Annotated in this window: 12 protein-coding genes; 10 read left to right on the top strand and 2 right to left on the bottom strand. The window is 52.4% G+C overall.

Annotated features, from left to right (window positions below):
• The first annotated feature begins 107 nt into the window (after positions 1-107).
• The 3 genes from HMPREF3119_RS16165 (at position 108) to kdsB (ending at position 1,360) form a co-directional block, all read left to right on the top strand.
• Positions 108-323 (top strand): cold-shock protein, encoded by a 216-nt coding sequence (locus HMPREF3119_RS16165; RefSeq protein WP_004241772.1) that lies wholly within the window; start codon positions 108-110, stop codon positions 321-323.
• A 105-nt stretch (positions 324-428) separates the two neighbouring features.
• Entirely contained in the window at positions 429-605 is a 177-nt protein-coding gene (locus HMPREF3119_RS18960; RefSeq protein ID WP_072056875.1) for a Trm112 family protein, read from the top strand.
• A 5-nt stretch (positions 606-610) separates the two neighbouring features.
• Entirely contained in the window at positions 611-1,360 is a 750-nt protein-coding gene (kdsB, locus tag HMPREF3119_RS16160; protein WP_070580311.1) for a 3-deoxy-manno-octulosonate cytidylyltransferase, read from the top strand.
• A gap of 52 nt (positions 1,361-1,412) precedes the next feature.
• On the opposite strand, the gene elyC is transcribed toward kdsB, so the two are convergent.
• A complete protein-coding gene (gene elyC, locus HMPREF3119_RS16155) occupies positions 1,413-2,210 on the bottom strand; it encodes an envelope biogenesis factor ElyC (RefSeq protein ID WP_070580309.1) in 798 nt (265 codons plus the stop codon).
• A 209-nt stretch (positions 2,211-2,419) separates the two neighbouring features.
• Between elyC and cmoM the strand changes: the two genes are divergently transcribed.
• From cmoM to mukB, 4 genes are read left to right on the top strand one after another with little or no spacing between them, the layout of a single operon-like run.
• On the top strand, positions 2,420-3,208 hold the full coding sequence (cmoM, locus tag HMPREF3119_RS16150; protein ID WP_004235834.1) for a tRNA uridine 5-oxyacetic acid(34) methyltransferase CmoM: 789 nt from the start codon (positions 2,420-2,422) through the stop codon (positions 3,206-3,208).
• The gene (gene mukF / locus HMPREF3119_RS16145; RefSeq protein WP_004235835.1) at positions 3,201-4,526 is read left to right on the top strand and encodes a chromosome partition protein MukF; all 1,326 of its coding nucleotides are present in this window, start codon (positions 3,201-3,203) and stop codon (positions 4,524-4,526) included. Before cmoM ends, mukF begins: the two co-directional genes overlap by 8 nt.
• On the top strand, positions 4,507-5,244 hold the full coding sequence (gene mukE / locus HMPREF3119_RS16140) for a chromosome partition protein MukE (protein ID WP_070580307.1): 738 nt from the start codon (positions 4,507-4,509) through the stop codon (positions 5,242-5,244). The genes mukF and mukE overlap by 20 nt, the downstream gene beginning before the upstream one ends.
• On the top strand, positions 5,241-9,728 hold the full coding sequence (mukB, locus tag HMPREF3119_RS16135; RefSeq protein WP_070580305.1) for a chromosome partition protein MukB: 4,488 nt from the start codon (positions 5,241-5,243) through the stop codon (positions 9,726-9,728). Before mukE ends, mukB begins: the two co-directional genes overlap by 4 nt.
• Positions 9,729-9,959: 231 nt before the next feature.
• Here mukB and HMPREF3119_RS16130 read toward each other — a convergent pair whose 3' ends face one another.
• Positions 9,960-10,637: a hydrolase gene (locus HMPREF3119_RS16130; RefSeq protein ID WP_004235839.1), complete on the bottom strand. Its 678-nt coding sequence runs from the start codon at positions 10,635-10,637 to the stop codon at positions 9,960-9,962.
• A 279-nt stretch (positions 10,638-10,916) separates the two neighbouring features.
• On the opposite strand from HMPREF3119_RS16130, the gene aphA reads away from it, so the two are divergent.
• The 3 genes from aphA (at position 10,917) to HMPREF3119_RS16115 (ending at position 14,719) form a co-directional block, all read left to right on the top strand.
• The gene (gene aphA, locus HMPREF3119_RS16125) at positions 10,917-11,630 is read left to right on the top strand and encodes an acid phosphatase AphA (protein ID WP_004235840.1); all 714 of its coding nucleotides are present in this window, start codon (positions 10,917-10,919) and stop codon (positions 11,628-11,630) included.
• A gap of 337 nt (positions 11,631-11,967) precedes the next feature.
• Positions 11,968-13,701, top strand: coding sequence for a L,D-transpeptidase (gene ldtD / locus HMPREF3119_RS16120; protein ID WP_070580302.1), 1,734 nt, complete (start codon positions 11,968-11,970; stop codon positions 13,699-13,701).
• A gap of 469 nt (positions 13,702-14,170) precedes the next feature.
• Positions 14,171-14,719, top strand: a complete 549-nt coding sequence (locus HMPREF3119_RS16115; RefSeq protein WP_004235843.1) for a peptidoglycan L,D-endopeptidase MepK — start codon at positions 14,171-14,173, stop codon at positions 14,717-14,719.
• Positions 14,720-14,725: the final 6 nt, after the last annotated feature.

Here is a 14,725-nt window from a genome sequence, read left to right as displayed (position 1 = left end):
TACCGGGTGGCTGTTCGCAAAGAGAGCACCCGTGTTGCCCGGCCGGAGCAGACATAACCAGCGATGGGGTGTATACCATTCCTGGTGATATAAAAGGAGTTAATACTATGTCTAAACAATTACAACTTGGCCGCGTTAAATGGTATGACGCGAAAGAAGGTTACGGTTTCATCTCCCCGGTTAACGGCGGCGACGATATCTGGGTAACCCGTAACGGGATCGCCAATTCCCGTAACAAATTACTGTGCGAAGGTCAGGAAGTGGAATTCTCTCTGACACGAGGCAGTTATGGTATTGCAGCGAACGATGTGATCGCGCTGTAATATGGGTAAAACGCGATTATCTCAGTGATATCGCAACAACAGAGTTAACGGTGAGACCGGGCTTATGTTATTCTAAGCCAACGTTTTTATCTCATTGGGGGACGTATGGATCACCGTTTACTCGAAATCGTGGCCTGCCCTGTTTGCCACGGCAAACTCAGCTACGACAAGCAAAATCTCGAACTCATCTGCAAAGGCTGCCGTCTGGCCTATCCCGTCCGCGACGATATCCCTGTCTTATTAGAGAATGAAGCCCGCGAATTGCCGGCCTCAGAAGGATAATCTCCATGTTTACAGTTATCATTCCCGCGCGTTATGCCTCCACGCGTCTGCCCGGTAAACCACTGGCGGACATCTGCGGCAAGCCGATGATTGTCCGTGTGATGGAGCAGGCAAAACGTTCCGGTGCCGCGAGAGTCATTGTCGCCACTGACACACAGGCGGTATTTGATGCCGTGATCGCAGAGGGCGGCGAAGCCTGTATGACGCGCGAAGATCATCAGTCCGGGACCGAGCGCCTGGCGGAAGTGATTGATCACTACCGGTTTGCTGATGATGAGAGTATCGTGAATGTTCAGGGGGATGAGCCGTTAATCCCTGACAGTATTATTGCGCAGGTTGCTGAAAATCTGGCAGCCAGCGAAGCCGGTATGGCCACTCTGGCGGTAAAAATCACCTCAGCGGAAGAAGCCTTTAACCCGAATGCGGTGAAAGTGGTGATGGATAAACAGGGCTATGCGCTCTATTTCTCCCGTGCCACCATTCCGTGGGATCGCGAGCGCTTTATGCACAGCCGTGACAGCGCCGGTGATAATTTCCTGCGTCATATCGGGATTTATGCCTACCGCGCCGGGTTTATCCGCCGCTATATTCAGTGGGAAACCAGCCCGCTGGAGAAAATCGAGATGCTCGAGCAGCTGCGTGTACTCTGGTACGGTGAAAAAATTCATGTCGCGGAGGCATCCGAAGCGCCGGGCACCGGTGTTGATACTCCGGAAGATCTTGAAACCGTGCGCAGATTGTTTGCCGCCCGCTGAGAGATATCAGTCATAAGCAAAAACGCGGGATTTCCCGCGTTTTTGTTGTCTTCTATTCCTGTCCTTCATTATCTGACGTTTTCACGGACTGCCAGAGTCGCCCCAGCCCTTCATACCAGACCCGCTCACTGTGTGATAAATAGTACGCGGAAGGAATGGTTTTTTCCCAGCTGTGCAGCGGGGTGGTGACGGCCAGCTGGTTAGCGGGTGCCGGGATAGGATGCAGGCCACGCGCATCAAAGAAGGCTTTGGCGCGGGTCATATGGTTAGCGGAGGTCACCAGCAGGAACGGTGCATCACCCACTACTTTTTTCACTTCGGCAGCTTCCTCTTCGGTATCTTTCGGCAATACCAGCGGCAGTGTGCGTTCAGCGGGGATCCCCAGTGACTGCGCAACCTGCGCTGCGGCCTCTGCGCTGCTGATACTGTTTGCGCCCGGCCCGCCGGTGAAAATCAGCGTTGCCTGCGGGTAACGCAGCGCGAGACGCACACCTTCGGTGACGCGCGGCAGACTGTTACTGATCAGGTTGGCGGAAGGTGACCATTCCGGGTTATAGGTAAAGCCGCCGCCGAGCACCACGATATAGCGCAGATCCTGTTGCTGAACCTCAGCCGGGGTGATGAGCTCATAGCGTTTTTCATACGGTTTTTCTGTTGTCAGCAGCAGGGCATCCGCCACCGGTTGCAGGCTGAGCAGCACCAGCCCGATCCAGCTCACGGTGATCAGCGTTTTACCGGTTTTCTGCCACCGGGAAAACCACAGCAGCAGTAATCCGGCCAGGATCAGCAGGAGCATAAACGGCAGCGGCATCAGAAAACCGCCGAGGTATTTTTTCAGGGCAAACAGCATGAGCGCACCTTAAATATGATTGATTTATCACCGGTTAACGGCAGGAGTCTGCACAAATCGGGTGACATTAAACACGTCTGTGACACAATAGTTACCGACTTTGCATATTGCACTGCTCTGCCCGGCAATACAATTGAAGATAGCCGGATTGCGCGGGAAACCGCCGCAGACTGACCCGAAATATCCCCCGGAACTGAACACAGGTTTTCATGGTTGATCGTAATTTTGACGATATCGCGGAGAAATTCACCCGCAATATCTATGGCACAACAAAAGGGCAAATCCGCGAAGCGGTAGTCTGGCAGGATCTGGACGCCTTACTGACACGGCTGAAACCGGGCCCGCTGCGCATTCTGGATGCAGGCGGCGGTGACGGTTTTTTCTCCCGCCGTCTGGCTGCGCTGGGGCATCAGGTGGTATTGTGCGACCTGTCAGAAGAGATGATTGCCCGCGCACAACAGGCCGCGCTGGATGACGGCGTGGCAGAAAATATGTCCTTTATTCATTGTGCGGCACAGGATATCGCACTTCACACTGAAGGGGCGTTTGATCTGGTATTATTTCATGCCGTTTTGGAGTGGATCACAGATCAAAAAGGTGCAATTGAAGCACTGACCGCTATAATAGCGGGCGGTGGTGCATTATCGTTAATGTTTTACAATGCGAACGGACTTGTGATGCGAAATGCGATATTAGGCAATTTTCATCTGGCAACCCCGGAAATTCAGCGCCGCCGCAAGCGTTCGTTATCGCCGCAGAATCCCCTTATGCCGGAACAGGTTTATCAGTGGCTGGATGATTGCCGTCTGACGATTGAGGCAAAAACCGGCGTGCGGGTTTTCCATGATTATCTGCAGAGCCGCCAGTTACAAAACCGTGATTTCCCGGCGCTGCTGGCACTGGAGCAACGCTATTGCCGTCAGGAGCCTTATATCAGCTTAGGCCGCTATATTCACGTTATGGCACGAAAACCGATCAGAAGGATGGACAATGAGTGAGTTTACCCAAACAGTCCCGGAACTCGTGGCATGGGCGCGAAAGAATGATTTTTCCATCGCGCTGCCGCCGGAACGGCTGGCTTTTTTACTGTCTGTTGCGGTGCTCAACAGTGAGCGCATCGACGGTGAGATGAGCGAGGGGGAACTGGTGGATGCCTTCCGCGAAGTCTGCAAAGGCTTTGAACAGACAACGGAATCTGTTGCGGTCCGCGCGAACAATGCCATCAATGATATGGTGCGCCAGAAAATATTTAACCGCTTTACCAGTGATATCTTTGAGGGTAATGCGATTTACCGGCTGACTCCGCTCGGGATCGGCATCAGTGATTATTACATCCGTCAGCGTGAATTTTCCTCACTGCGTTTATCCATGCAGCTCTCGATTGTGGCCGGTGAACTGAGCCGCGCGGCAGATGCTGCCGAAGAGGGCGGTGATGAATTTCACTGGCACCGTAATGTGTTTGCCCCGCTGAAATATTCCGTGGCGGAGATCTTCGACAGCATTGATATGTCGCAGCGCGTTATGGATGAGCAGCAAAACGGCGTCAAAGACGATATCGCCAAACTGCTGAATCAGGACTGGCAGGCCGCGATTGCCAACTGTGAACAGCTGCTGTCAGAAACCTCTCTCACACTGCGGGAACTGCAGGATACGCTCGAAGCCGCCGGTGACAAATTACAGGCGAACCTGCTGCGCATCCAGGATGCCAATATGAGTGCCGCCACCGGCTCTGAACTGGTGGATAAACTGATTTTTGATTTGCAGGCCAAGCTCGACCGCATTATCAGCTGGGGCCAGCAATCTATTGATTTATGGATTGGTTATGACCGCCATGTCCATAAATTTATCCGTACCGCTATCGATATGGATAAAAACCGTATTTTCTCGCAGCGTCTGCGCCATTCTGTACAGCACTATTTTGACTCGCCGTGGGCCCTTAATGTGGCTAATGCGGAGCGTCTGCTGGATATGCGTGACGAAGAGATGGCACTGCGTGATGACGAAGTGACCGGGGAATTACCGCCGGATCTGGAATATGAAGAGTTCAGCGAGGTCAACGAAGAGCTTGCCGCCATGATGGAAACTGCGCTGGCTGTGTATAAAGCACAGGCGAAGCCGCTGGATCTGGGCGCGGTTCTGCGTGATTACCTCGCGAAATATCCGCGCAGCCGCCAGTTCGATGTGGCACGGATTATCGTGGATCAGGCTGTCCGCCTCGGGGTGGCTGATGCTGATTTCTCCGGCATCCCGGCGGAATGGTCAGCAATTAATGAATACGGAGCGAAGGTGCAGGCACATGTCATCGACACATATTGAACAATTTATGTCAGCAAAGCTGGCTCAGGCACTTGCCAATAACCTTTTTCCGGAACTTGACAGCCAGCTGCGCGCAGGCCGCCATATCGGTGTTGATGATCTGGATAATCATGCCTTTCTGATGGATTTCCAGGATGAACTGGAAGGCTTTTACGCCCGTTATAACGTGGAACTGGTCCGTGCACCGGAGGGGTTCTTCTATCTGCGCCCGCGTTCCACCACGCTGATCCCGCGCTCGGTGTTATCCGAACTGGAAATGCTGGTCGGCAAGGTGCTGTGCTATCTGTACCTCAGCCCGGAGCGCCTGGCCAACCAGGGCATTTTCTCTACGGCAGAGCTCTATGAAGAACTGTTGTCACTGGCGGATGAAGCCAAGTTACTGAAAGTGGTGAATAACCGCTCCACCGGCTCTGACCTGGACAAACAGAAATTACTGGAAAAAACCCGTGGTGCGCTGAACCGCCTGCGCCGCCTGGGCATGATCACGTTTGTCTCTGCGGATAACAGCCAGTTTGTGATTGCCGAATCCGTTTTCCGCTTCGGGGCAGATGTCCGCAGCGGGGATGACCCGCGTGAGGCGCAGCTGCGTCTTATCCGTGACGGTGAGGCCCAATCTTTGGCGGAAGATGAAAAACACCCGCGCCCTGAGGATCAGGACGATGATAATGAAGAATCTGATAATGACAACGCGACGGATGAAGCGGAGGATGAAGAATGATTGAACGTGGTAAATTCCGCTCGCTCACGTTAGTCAACTGGAACGGCTTTTTTGCGCGCACCTTTGATCTGGATGAGCTGGTCACCACCTTGTCCGGCGGTAACGGTGCCGGTAAATCCACCACCATGGCGGCCTTTATTACCGCCATGATCCCGGATTTAACCCTGCTGCACTTCCGTAACACCACGGAAGCCGGGGCAACATCCGGTTCCCGTGATAAAGGTCTGCACGGTAAACTGCGTCCGGGCGTGTGCTACGCCATGCTGGATGTGGTGAACTCCCGCCATCAGCGTGTGCTGGTGGGTGTGCGTCTTCAGCAGATTGCGGGACGTGATAAAAAAGTCGATATCAAATCCTTTATGATTCAGGGATTACCGACACAGTACTCCCCGACACAAATTGTCAGCGAACAGCTGAGTGAACGCCAGGTGCGGGTTCTGCCGCTGAATGACCTGAAAGTCCGCCTGGATGATATCGAAGGTGTACATTTCAAACAGTTTAACTCGATTACCGATTACCACTCGGTTCTGTTCGAGCTGGGCGTTATCCCGAAACGTCTGCGTTCTGCGGGCGACCGCAGCAAATTCTACCGTCTGATCGAAGCCTCGCTCTACGGCGGTATCTCCAGCGCTATCACCCGTTCCCTGCGTGACTATTTACTGCCTGAAAACAGCGGGGTGCGCAAAGCCTTCCAGGACATGGAAGGGGCACTGCGTGAAAACCGTATCACACTGGAAGCTATCCGCGTTACCCAGTCTGACCGTGACCTGTTCAAACACCTGATCACTGAAGCGACCGCGTATGTTTCTGCAGATTATATGCGTCACGCCAATGAGCGCCGTGTGCATATCGACCAGGCACTTTCTGTGCGCCGGGAATTGCTCGGCAGCCGCAAACAGCTGATCAGCGAACAGTTCCGTCAGGTGGAAATGTCCCGCGAGCTGGCGGAGCAGACGGCCTCATCCGCCGATCTGGAAACCGATTACCAGGCGGCCAGTGATCACCTGACGCTGGTACAGACGGCCATGCGTCAGCAGGAAAAAATTGACCGCTATCAGGCAGATGTCGAAGAGCTGACATTCCGCCTGGAAGAACAGACTGAAGTGGCGGAAGAAGCCGCAGAACAGCTGGCGGAATATGAAGAACGCAACCATGTTGCGGAAGAAGAAGTGGATGAGCTGAAAAGCCAGCTGGCCGATTACCAGCAGGCGCTGGATGTTCAGCAGACCCGCGCCATTCAGTATCAGCAGGCATTACAGGCGCTGGAACGCGCCAAAGCGGTGTGTCAGCTGCCGCAGCTGGATATTGATTCACTGGATGAATGGCTGGAAACCTTCCGCGCCCGCGAAGAGCAGGCAACCGAATCCCTGTTAGTGCTTGAGCAGAAAATGAGTGTGGCGCAGGCCGCACACAGCCAGTTCTCTCAGGCCTATGAACTGGTGAAATCGGTGGTCGGTGAAGTCAGCCGCAGTGAAGCTTACCAGACCGCCCGTGAATTATTGCGCGAACTGCCGTCACAGCAGATGATGGCCGACCGCGTCCAGCCGCTGCGCCAGCAGTTATCTGAACTGGAACAGCGTCTGCACAGCCAGCACAATGCGCAGAAATCGCTGGATGATTTCTGCAAACGCATCGGGCAGCAGGTTGAGGCGGACGGGCTCGATGAGATGCTGATGACCCTTGAGGCGCAGCAGGAAAGCCTGAGTGTCAGTGTCAGTGAAAGCGGCGAGCGCCGTATGGAAATGCGTCAGCAGACTGAGCAGCTGAAGCAGCAAATCCAGTCCCTGACCGTCAAAGCCCCGGCGTGGCTGGCGGCGCAGGAAGCTCTGACGCAATTGTGTGAGCAGTCTCATGAGACGTTCACCAGCGCCAATGATGTCACTGAATATATGCAGCAGTTGCTGGAGCGTGAGCGCGAAGTGACTGTTGAGCGTGATGAAATCGCGCTGAAAAAAGCACAGCTGGAAAAAGATATTGAACGGCTCAGTCAGCCGAGCGGCGCGGAAGATGGCCGTATGCTTGGCCTGGCAGAGCGTTTCGGTGGTATATTGCTGTCGGAAATCTATGACGACATCACGATTGATGACGCACCGTATTTCTCCGCCTTATACGGCCCGGCGCGCCATGCGATTGTGGTGCCGGATCTCAGCGCCGTGCGTCCGATGCTGGATGCCCTCGATGATTGTCCGGAAGATCTCTATCTGATTGAAGGGGATCCGCAATCCTTTGATGACAGCGTCTTCACCACCGAAGAGCTGGAGCGTGCGGTGCTGGTGCGCAGCACCGATCGCCAGTGGCGTTACTCCCGCTTCCCGTCTGTGCCGCTGTTCGGCCGTGCGGCGCGGGAAAATCAGCTGGCAGTGCTGGAACATGAACGGGATGAGCTGGCAGAACGCCTGGCGACACTCTCTTTTGATGTCCAGAAAATGCAGCGTGCTCATCAGGCATTCAGCCGTTTTGTCGGCAAAAATATCTCAGTGGCCTTTGAGGCTGACCCGGAAGCGGAAATCCGCACACTGAATCAGCGCCGTAATGAGCTGGAGCGCGAGCTGGCACAGTTTGAGGATCAGACTGCCGTTGCCCGTCAGCAGTATGCGCAGATCAAAGAAAATCTGAGCATCCTTAACCGTCTGATCCCGAATACCGCTCTGCTGCTTGATGAAACACTGGCAGATCGCGCGGATGAGATCCGTGATGCGCTGACGGATGCACAGGAATCCGCCCGTCATATTCAGCAGTACGGTGCAGCGCTGCGCAAACTGGAGCCGATGGTAGCTGTTCTCCAGAGTGATCCGGAGCAGCATGAAGCTCTGATCCGCGATTATGAAAACGCGAAACAGGTGCAGCAGCAGGCCCGTCAGCAGGCGTTTGCCCTGGAAGAAGTCGCGCAGCGCCGTCAGCACTTTAATTACGGCGGATCCGCCGGCATGCTGACAGAAAATGCCGATCTTAATGACAAACTGCGTCAGCGTCTGGAACACGCGGAGTCTGATCGTGCCCGTACACGTGAGATGCTGCGCCAGCAGCAGACCAAATGCGCGGAGTTCAATCAGGTTCTGGCCTCACTGCGCAGCTCGTATGAAACCAAATCGGACATGCTGCGCGAACTTGAGCGCGAAATGAGCGAAATTGGTGTTCAGGCGGATGCCAATGCGGAAGAGCGTGCCCGTGTGCGCCGTGATGAACTGTACAACCAGGTCAGCCATAACCGCGCCCGTATCAATCAGCTGGAAAAACAGCTGGGGATCGGCGAGTCGGAAATGGATAATCTGCAAAAACGTCTGCGCAAAGCAGAGCGCGATTACCAGCAGCTCCGCGAGCAGGTCGTGACCGCCAAAGCGGGCTGGTGTGCGGTGATGCGGATGGTGAAAGAAAGTGGCGTTGAGCGCCGCCTCCACCGCCGTGAGCTGGCTTATGAAGATGCGGACACACTGCGTTCCATGTCGGATAAAGCCCTCGGTGCACTGCGTCAGGCCGTGGCGGATAACGAACATCTGCGTGATGCACTGCGCCTGTCCGAAGATCCGAAGCGTCCGGAACGCAAAGTACAGTTCTTTATCGAAGTGTACCGCCACCTGCGCGAACGTATCCGCCAGGATATTATCAAAACTGATGATCCGATTGACGCTATTGAACAGATGGAAATCGAGCTGGCACGGCTGACCGACGAACTGACCGCCCGTGAACAGAAACTGGCGATCAGCTCGAAAAGTGTGGCCAATATCATCCGCAAAACTATTCAGCGCGAACAGAACCGTATCCGCATGCTTAACCAGGGCCTGCAGGCCGTGGCATTCGGTCAGGTCAAAGGGGTGCGCCTGAATGTGAATATCCGCGAAAGCCACGCGATACTGCTGGATGTGCTGTCCGAAGAGCACGAGCAGCATCAGGACCTGTTCGCCAGCCAGCGTCTGACCTTCTCTGAAGCGATGGCGAAACTCTATCAGCGTCTGAACCCGCAGGTGGATATGGGGCAGCGTCTGCCGCAGACCATCGGTGAGGAACTGCTGGATTACCGTAACTATCTCGAGCTGGAAGTGGAAGTCAACCGTGGTTCTGACGGCTGGCTGAAAGCCGAGAGCGGCGCGTTATCCACCGGTGAGGCGATTGGTACCGGGATGTCCATTCTGGTGATGGTGGTGCAGAGCTGGGAAGAAGAATCCCGCCGTCTGCGCAGCAAAGATATTTCGCCGTGCCGTCTGCTGTTCCTGGATGAAGCAGCGCGTCTGGATGCGAAATCTATCGCCACCCTGTTTGAGCTGTGCGATCGCTTACAGATGCAGCTGATTATTGCGGCACCAGAAAATATCAGTCCGGAGAAAGGCACAACGTACAAACTGGTACGTAAAGTCTTCAATAATCAGGAACATGTGCATGTGGTGGGATTGCGCGGCTTCGGCCAGCCGGAACCAACGCCGGCACCGGAAGCATTGCCTGAGCCGGTGACGGAAGAGGAGGATGACGGGGAAGAAGAGCAGGATTAATTTCTCCCTCCGGTCTTTTCTCTGAAGCGGATGAGCACATTGCTGTGCTCATCCGTGATTGCAGACAAAGCAGGATAAAACGTGGTTTTTCCTGCTTTGTGTTATCAGCCGAAAATCAATAAATTGATTTTCCTGGTTTATTTTTACAACCCCTGTCGGTCGTTGCCAACCCTTGCAGGTTTGTCAACGGCCTGAGATGAGCGCAGCAGTGCGCTCATCCGTTTTTTTATATCAGCGCTGTGAATCTAAAATCTCGTTGTTATTTACAACGTCCTGCGCTTTGGTATAGCTCTCAATCAGTAACTGATAGGCCGGGAAAATCTGTGTGTACGCCTGTGCCCATTCTGCCGCATCCGCACGGTTCCAGGTTTTTTGCAGTTCAGAGGCCACCGCTGCAGTATCCATCGGTACCACACCAGCCTGGACAACGCGCGCCAGGGTGATTTCCTGAGCCATCTTGGTATAGGTACCGGAAGCATCAATTACCGCAAACACCTGATAACCGTCAGCCACGGCGCTGATCGCCGGGAATGCCATACAAACGCTGGTAATGGTACCGGCGATGATTAACTGCTTTTTACCGGATGCTTTCACTGCAGCCACAAACTCCGGGTTATCCCAGGCATTAATTTCACCTTTACGGGCAATATACTGAGCATGTGGTGCATTTTGGTGAATTTCCGGGATCAGCGGTCCATTCGGACCCTGCGGCACAGACGCGGTGGTGATCACCGGAATATTGGCGAGCGTTGCCATTTTTGCCAGCACAGCGGCTCTGGCGCGTAATTCAGTCATCGGCATATCGCCGACAGTCTGGAACAATCCGCTCTGATGATCGATTAACAACATCAGTGCATCATCAGGATTAATAACAGGACGCTGACCATTAAAGTTTGCCGGATTACTCATTTTAAGACCCTCACTTATGGTAATTTGATGGTGATTTTTGTTTAAACAGTGTGTTTCTCAGAAACGTTCTGTTGTGCGGATTAAAATTAATCCATAAGCGAAAAGCTGAGTAGTGCGGATATTGATAAACAATGTTCTGAATTCAGAACAATCATGCGGCTGTCAGCCGGTATAAAGCGGCGGGGATTCCTCACCGTGTGATCTGAATAACGTTAATATGAAACCGGAATGGTTAGATTCTCACTCCGCGTGATCGACACAGAAAATTAAGGATATACAATGCGTAAACTGACCCTCACCCTGAGTGCCCTGGCACTCGCTCTGAGCCTCAACAGTGTGGCTGATGCCAAAGTGTACATGCCGGAAAAAGTCAGTGACGGCGTGACCGTTGCTCAGCTGGCAGAACAGCATGCCATTCACTGGATTTCGGTTGAACAGATTGAAGAGAGCCTGAAAGGGCAGCCGCCGATGGCGGTGGGCTTTGATATTGACGACACTGTCTTATTCTCAAGCCCGGGCTTTTACCGCGGCAAACTGGAATACTCCCCGAACGACTACAGTTATCTGAAAAACCCGGAATTCTGGGAAAAAATGAATAATGAGTGGGATAAATTCAGTATGCCGAAAAAATCCGGTATGGAACTGGTTCAGATGCACCTGAAACGTGGTGATACCGTTTATTTCATCACCGGGCGCAGCAAAACCAAAACAGAAACGGTCACCAAATATGTTCAGGAAGGGCTGCGTATCCCGGCAGATAAAATGAACCCGGTTATTTTTGCCGGTGATGAGGAAGGGCAGAATAATAAAGTCAGCTGGATGCGTGATCACAAACTGAAAATTTATTACGGTGATGCGGATGCCGATATTGCCGCAGCACGGGAACTGAATATCCGCGGTATCCGGGTATTACGCGCTTCGAACTCCTCGTATCAGCCGCTGCCGAAAGCCGGTCAGTTCGGCGAGGAAGTGGTTATTAATTCCGAATATTAATCATAACCTGTCAGTCATCTAAGCTCCGCCCCCGGCGGAGTTTTTTATTTGTGTTGTTTATTGTCCGGCGCAGATTTGTTTATCCGGGAAGAAAAGCAGAGAATGAGATGTATTTCATCGCACTCAATACATGCGTTTGCGTAATTAGTGCAGTGTATTCCTCTTAAAAAGATGTATTTGCGCCTTTTTTCTACGATTTTTTCGTTATCCTATTTTCAATTATTCTCTGACAGGTAAAATCAGCAGGGAAGTCATTTAAACGATACATTTACTATACTGACCATAAGTATTAACAATTGGCCGGAACAGACATAATAAAAAATAAGAGAGGGATGTTATGGTGACGGGAGTTAAAAAAGTTGTTCCCATTTCCGCCATGATAGGAACACTGTTACTGACGCCTGTTTCGTGGGCCTCAACAGCACCGGTAACGCATCTGACTGAAGCAGATGCCAAAGTGGAAAATCTGAAAGCATTTTCAGAATCACCGGAAAGTACAGAAGCACAGGCCGCAGAGCCGGTGGCCGGTGTTAATGCACTGCCTCTGAGCGATGTCGCTGACAGTATCCGCCGTGAAGTTCCGGCGGCAACACCGTTACTTTATACCGACACACTGACAAACATTTATGCGGAACATCAGCTGAAACCGCTATGGACCGATGAAAAAGCGCGTCTGTCCCTGGAAAATCAGCTGGCGGAAGCCGCACTTGCCGGATTCCAGCCGCAGTTCACGGCCTGGCTGAATGCCCTGGCACAACCGGATCTGTCCCCGCTGGCGCGGGATATGATTTTAACGGATGCGGCATTGGGTTATCTCTATTACCTCGACAACGTGAGCACCAAAGGCGATAAATGGCTGTACGGCGCCCGTCCGTTCACGTTTGCGGCTGTCAGTGCCCCGTCACTGGCGCGGCTGAATACAGCGGCTCATAACGGCACTCTGGCGGCATTTACCGATACGCTGTTACCGGCGAATAAGATGTATCAGCCGATGCGCAAAGCCATGCTGACAGAACTGGCGGATACCGCGCCGTGGCCGGAAATGGTGATTAACCGGACATTGCGTCCGGGGGAAAGCCATGAATCTGTCGGGGCACTGCGTGAGATCCTGCACCGCTTTAATCTGATCTCTGCCAATGACATGATGAGTGCCGGTGCCGTTTACGATAAAACGCTGGTGGCGGCCGTTAAACAGTTTCAGTTACAACACGGTCTGGAAGCTGATGGTGTTATCGGTAAACAGACCCGTGAGTGGCTGAATAAGACACCACAGATGCGTGCTGCCATTATGGCGGTGAATATTCAGCGTCTGCGCATTACGCCGGACAATGAACCGACCGCTATTCTGGTCAATATTCCGGATTTTTCCCTGTATTTCTATGTGGATAATAATCTGATCCTGGAATCCAGAACCATTGTCGGCCGTGCGGAGCGCAAAACGCCGATTATGTCCAGCGCCCTGAATAATGTGGTGATTAACCCGCCGTGGACGGTTCCGCCGACCATGAGCCGCCAGGATGTTGTACCGCGCGGCAGGGCTGATCCGAGCTACTTCAGCAGCCGTGGTTACACTATCTATAACGGCTGGAGTAACAACGCCTCTGTGGTTGATCCGTACAGCATTGACTGGAGTGTTATCACGCCGTCAAACTTCCCGTACCGGATAACCCAGGCACCGGGCCCGTCCAACTCGCTGGGACGCTATAAATTCAATATGCCGAACTCAGAGGCGATTTATCTGCACGATACCCCGAACCACAGCCTGTTTAATAAAAACATGCGGGCCATCAGTTCCGGCTGTGTGCGGGTGAATAAAGCCAAAGATCTTGCGGCGATACTCCTTGGTGACGCGGGCTGGAACGAAACCCGTGTGGATGGTGCACTGAAAGCGGGCAGTACCCGTTATGTCTCTATCCCGAACCGTATTCCGGTTTATCTCTATTATCAGACTGCCTGGGTAAACGCGGAGAATATCCCGCAATATCGCGCGGATATTTACCGCTACGATGACAGCAGCCTGAAAGGTATTGATAAATTAACTGATATCACGCCTTTCCTGATAAAAAGCTGATCACATGAAGCCGTTTATTTATTACAAATAAGCGGCTTTTTTCTTCTGAAATATAATTAACCGAAAAGCGATGTGCAGATAAAAAATAATTCACTGCGCAATATTATATTTTGTCATTCTGTTAATTAACTAAAAATGATTAATTTTGTCATATCACCGCTCCCGGCAAAGGCTCAGCGGATGCGGCATCGTGCCCGCCACACACCGGATATTCATGAAAATGTCGGTGAGGTTTACTTTCTGAGTAAAAATGTGTTTTTTTATTTGACTCCGGGGGATTGAATCGGTAAAAAAATAGATGGTCAGTTTTGTTTATTGCTGTTTTTTTCATATTGACGTTAATATTGAAATAACCTGACGGAAATTTACAGAAATAGACAAAACCGATCCGCTGCGGGTCTGAACGGTGAACACAATTATCGCTGTCCGGCCATGTAATATTTAATCAGATAAAGAGTGATTACCGTCAATGGATACAATTGATAACGACCGCCGTAAATGGCTGGGTTTTGGTGCGGCGGCGCTGGGGTTGGCTTTATTACCGAATCACGCATTTGCGTCCCTGACCACACCCCGGCCGAAAATTTTACGGTTTGAAAACCTCAATACCGGTGAATTTTTGAAAGCAGAATTTTTTGACGGTAAACGTTATAACCGCTCTGAACTGGCCCGCCTGAACAAGTTGTTCCGCGACCACCGCAGTAATAAAGTCAAAACCATTGACCCGCACCTGTTTGACCAGATGTATCTGTTACAGGTGATGATGAACATCAATAAACCTATTCAGCTGGTGTCAGGTTACCGTTCTCTGGTCACTAATAATGAACTGCGCAGAACCACCTCCGGTGTGGCGAAGAAAAGTTATCACACCCGCGGACAGGCAATGGATTTCCGTATTCCGGGCATCCAGTTAAGTCAGGTTCGTAAAGCAGCCATGAAAATGCGGGCTGGTGGTGTGGGTTACTATCCGTCCAGTAATTTCGTTCATATGGATACAGGACCGGTCAGAACGTGGTAATCTGTT

This window comes from Morganella sp. HMSC11D09 (assembly GCF_001807955.1).
Classification (GTDB): domain Bacteria; phylum Pseudomonadota; class Gammaproteobacteria; order Enterobacterales; family Enterobacteriaceae; genus Morganella; species Morganella morganii.
Note: the sequence above shows the minus strand (reverse complement) of the source record. Positions and strands in the feature narration are given on the sequence as shown.

Excerpts from the sequence above, each read along its gene's own strand:
- HMPREF3119_RS16165 (WP_004241772.1), top strand. The coding sequence starts at position 108 with ATGTCTAAACAATTACAACTTGGCCGCGTTAAATGGTATGACGCGAAA.
- HMPREF3119_RS18960 (WP_072056875.1), top strand. The coding sequence starts at position 429 with ATGGATCACCGTTTACTCGAAATCGTGGCCTGCCCTGTTTGCCACGGC.
- kdsB (WP_070580311.1), top strand. The coding sequence starts at position 611 with ATGTTTACAGTTATCATTCCCGCGCGTTATGCCTCCACGCGTCTGCCC.
- elyC (WP_070580309.1), bottom strand. The coding sequence starts at position 2,210 with ATGCTGTTTGCCCTGAAAAAATACCTCGGCGGTTTTCTGATGCCGCTG.
- cmoM (WP_004235834.1), top strand. The coding sequence starts at position 2,420 with ATGGTTGATCGTAATTTTGACGATATCGCGGAGAAATTCACCCGCAAT.
- mukF (WP_004235835.1), top strand. The coding sequence starts at position 3,201 with ATGAGTGAGTTTACCCAAACAGTCCCGGAACTCGTGGCATGGGCGCGA.
- mukE (WP_070580307.1), top strand. The coding sequence starts at position 4,507 with ATGTCATCGACACATATTGAACAATTTATGTCAGCAAAGCTGGCTCAG.
- mukB (WP_070580305.1), top strand. The coding sequence starts at position 5,241 with ATGATTGAACGTGGTAAATTCCGCTCGCTCACGTTAGTCAACTGGAAC.
- HMPREF3119_RS16130 (WP_004235839.1), bottom strand. The coding sequence starts at position 10,637 with ATGAGTAATCCGGCAAACTTTAATGGTCAGCGTCCTGTTATTAATCCT.
- aphA (WP_004235840.1), top strand. The coding sequence starts at position 10,917 with ATGCGTAAACTGACCCTCACCCTGAGTGCCCTGGCACTCGCTCTGAGC.
- ldtD (WP_070580302.1), top strand. The coding sequence starts at position 11,968 with ATGGTGACGGGAGTTAAAAAAGTTGTTCCCATTTCCGCCATGATAGGA.
- HMPREF3119_RS16115 (WP_004235843.1), top strand. The coding sequence starts at position 14,171 with ATGGATACAATTGATAACGACCGCCGTAAATGGCTGGGTTTTGGTGCG.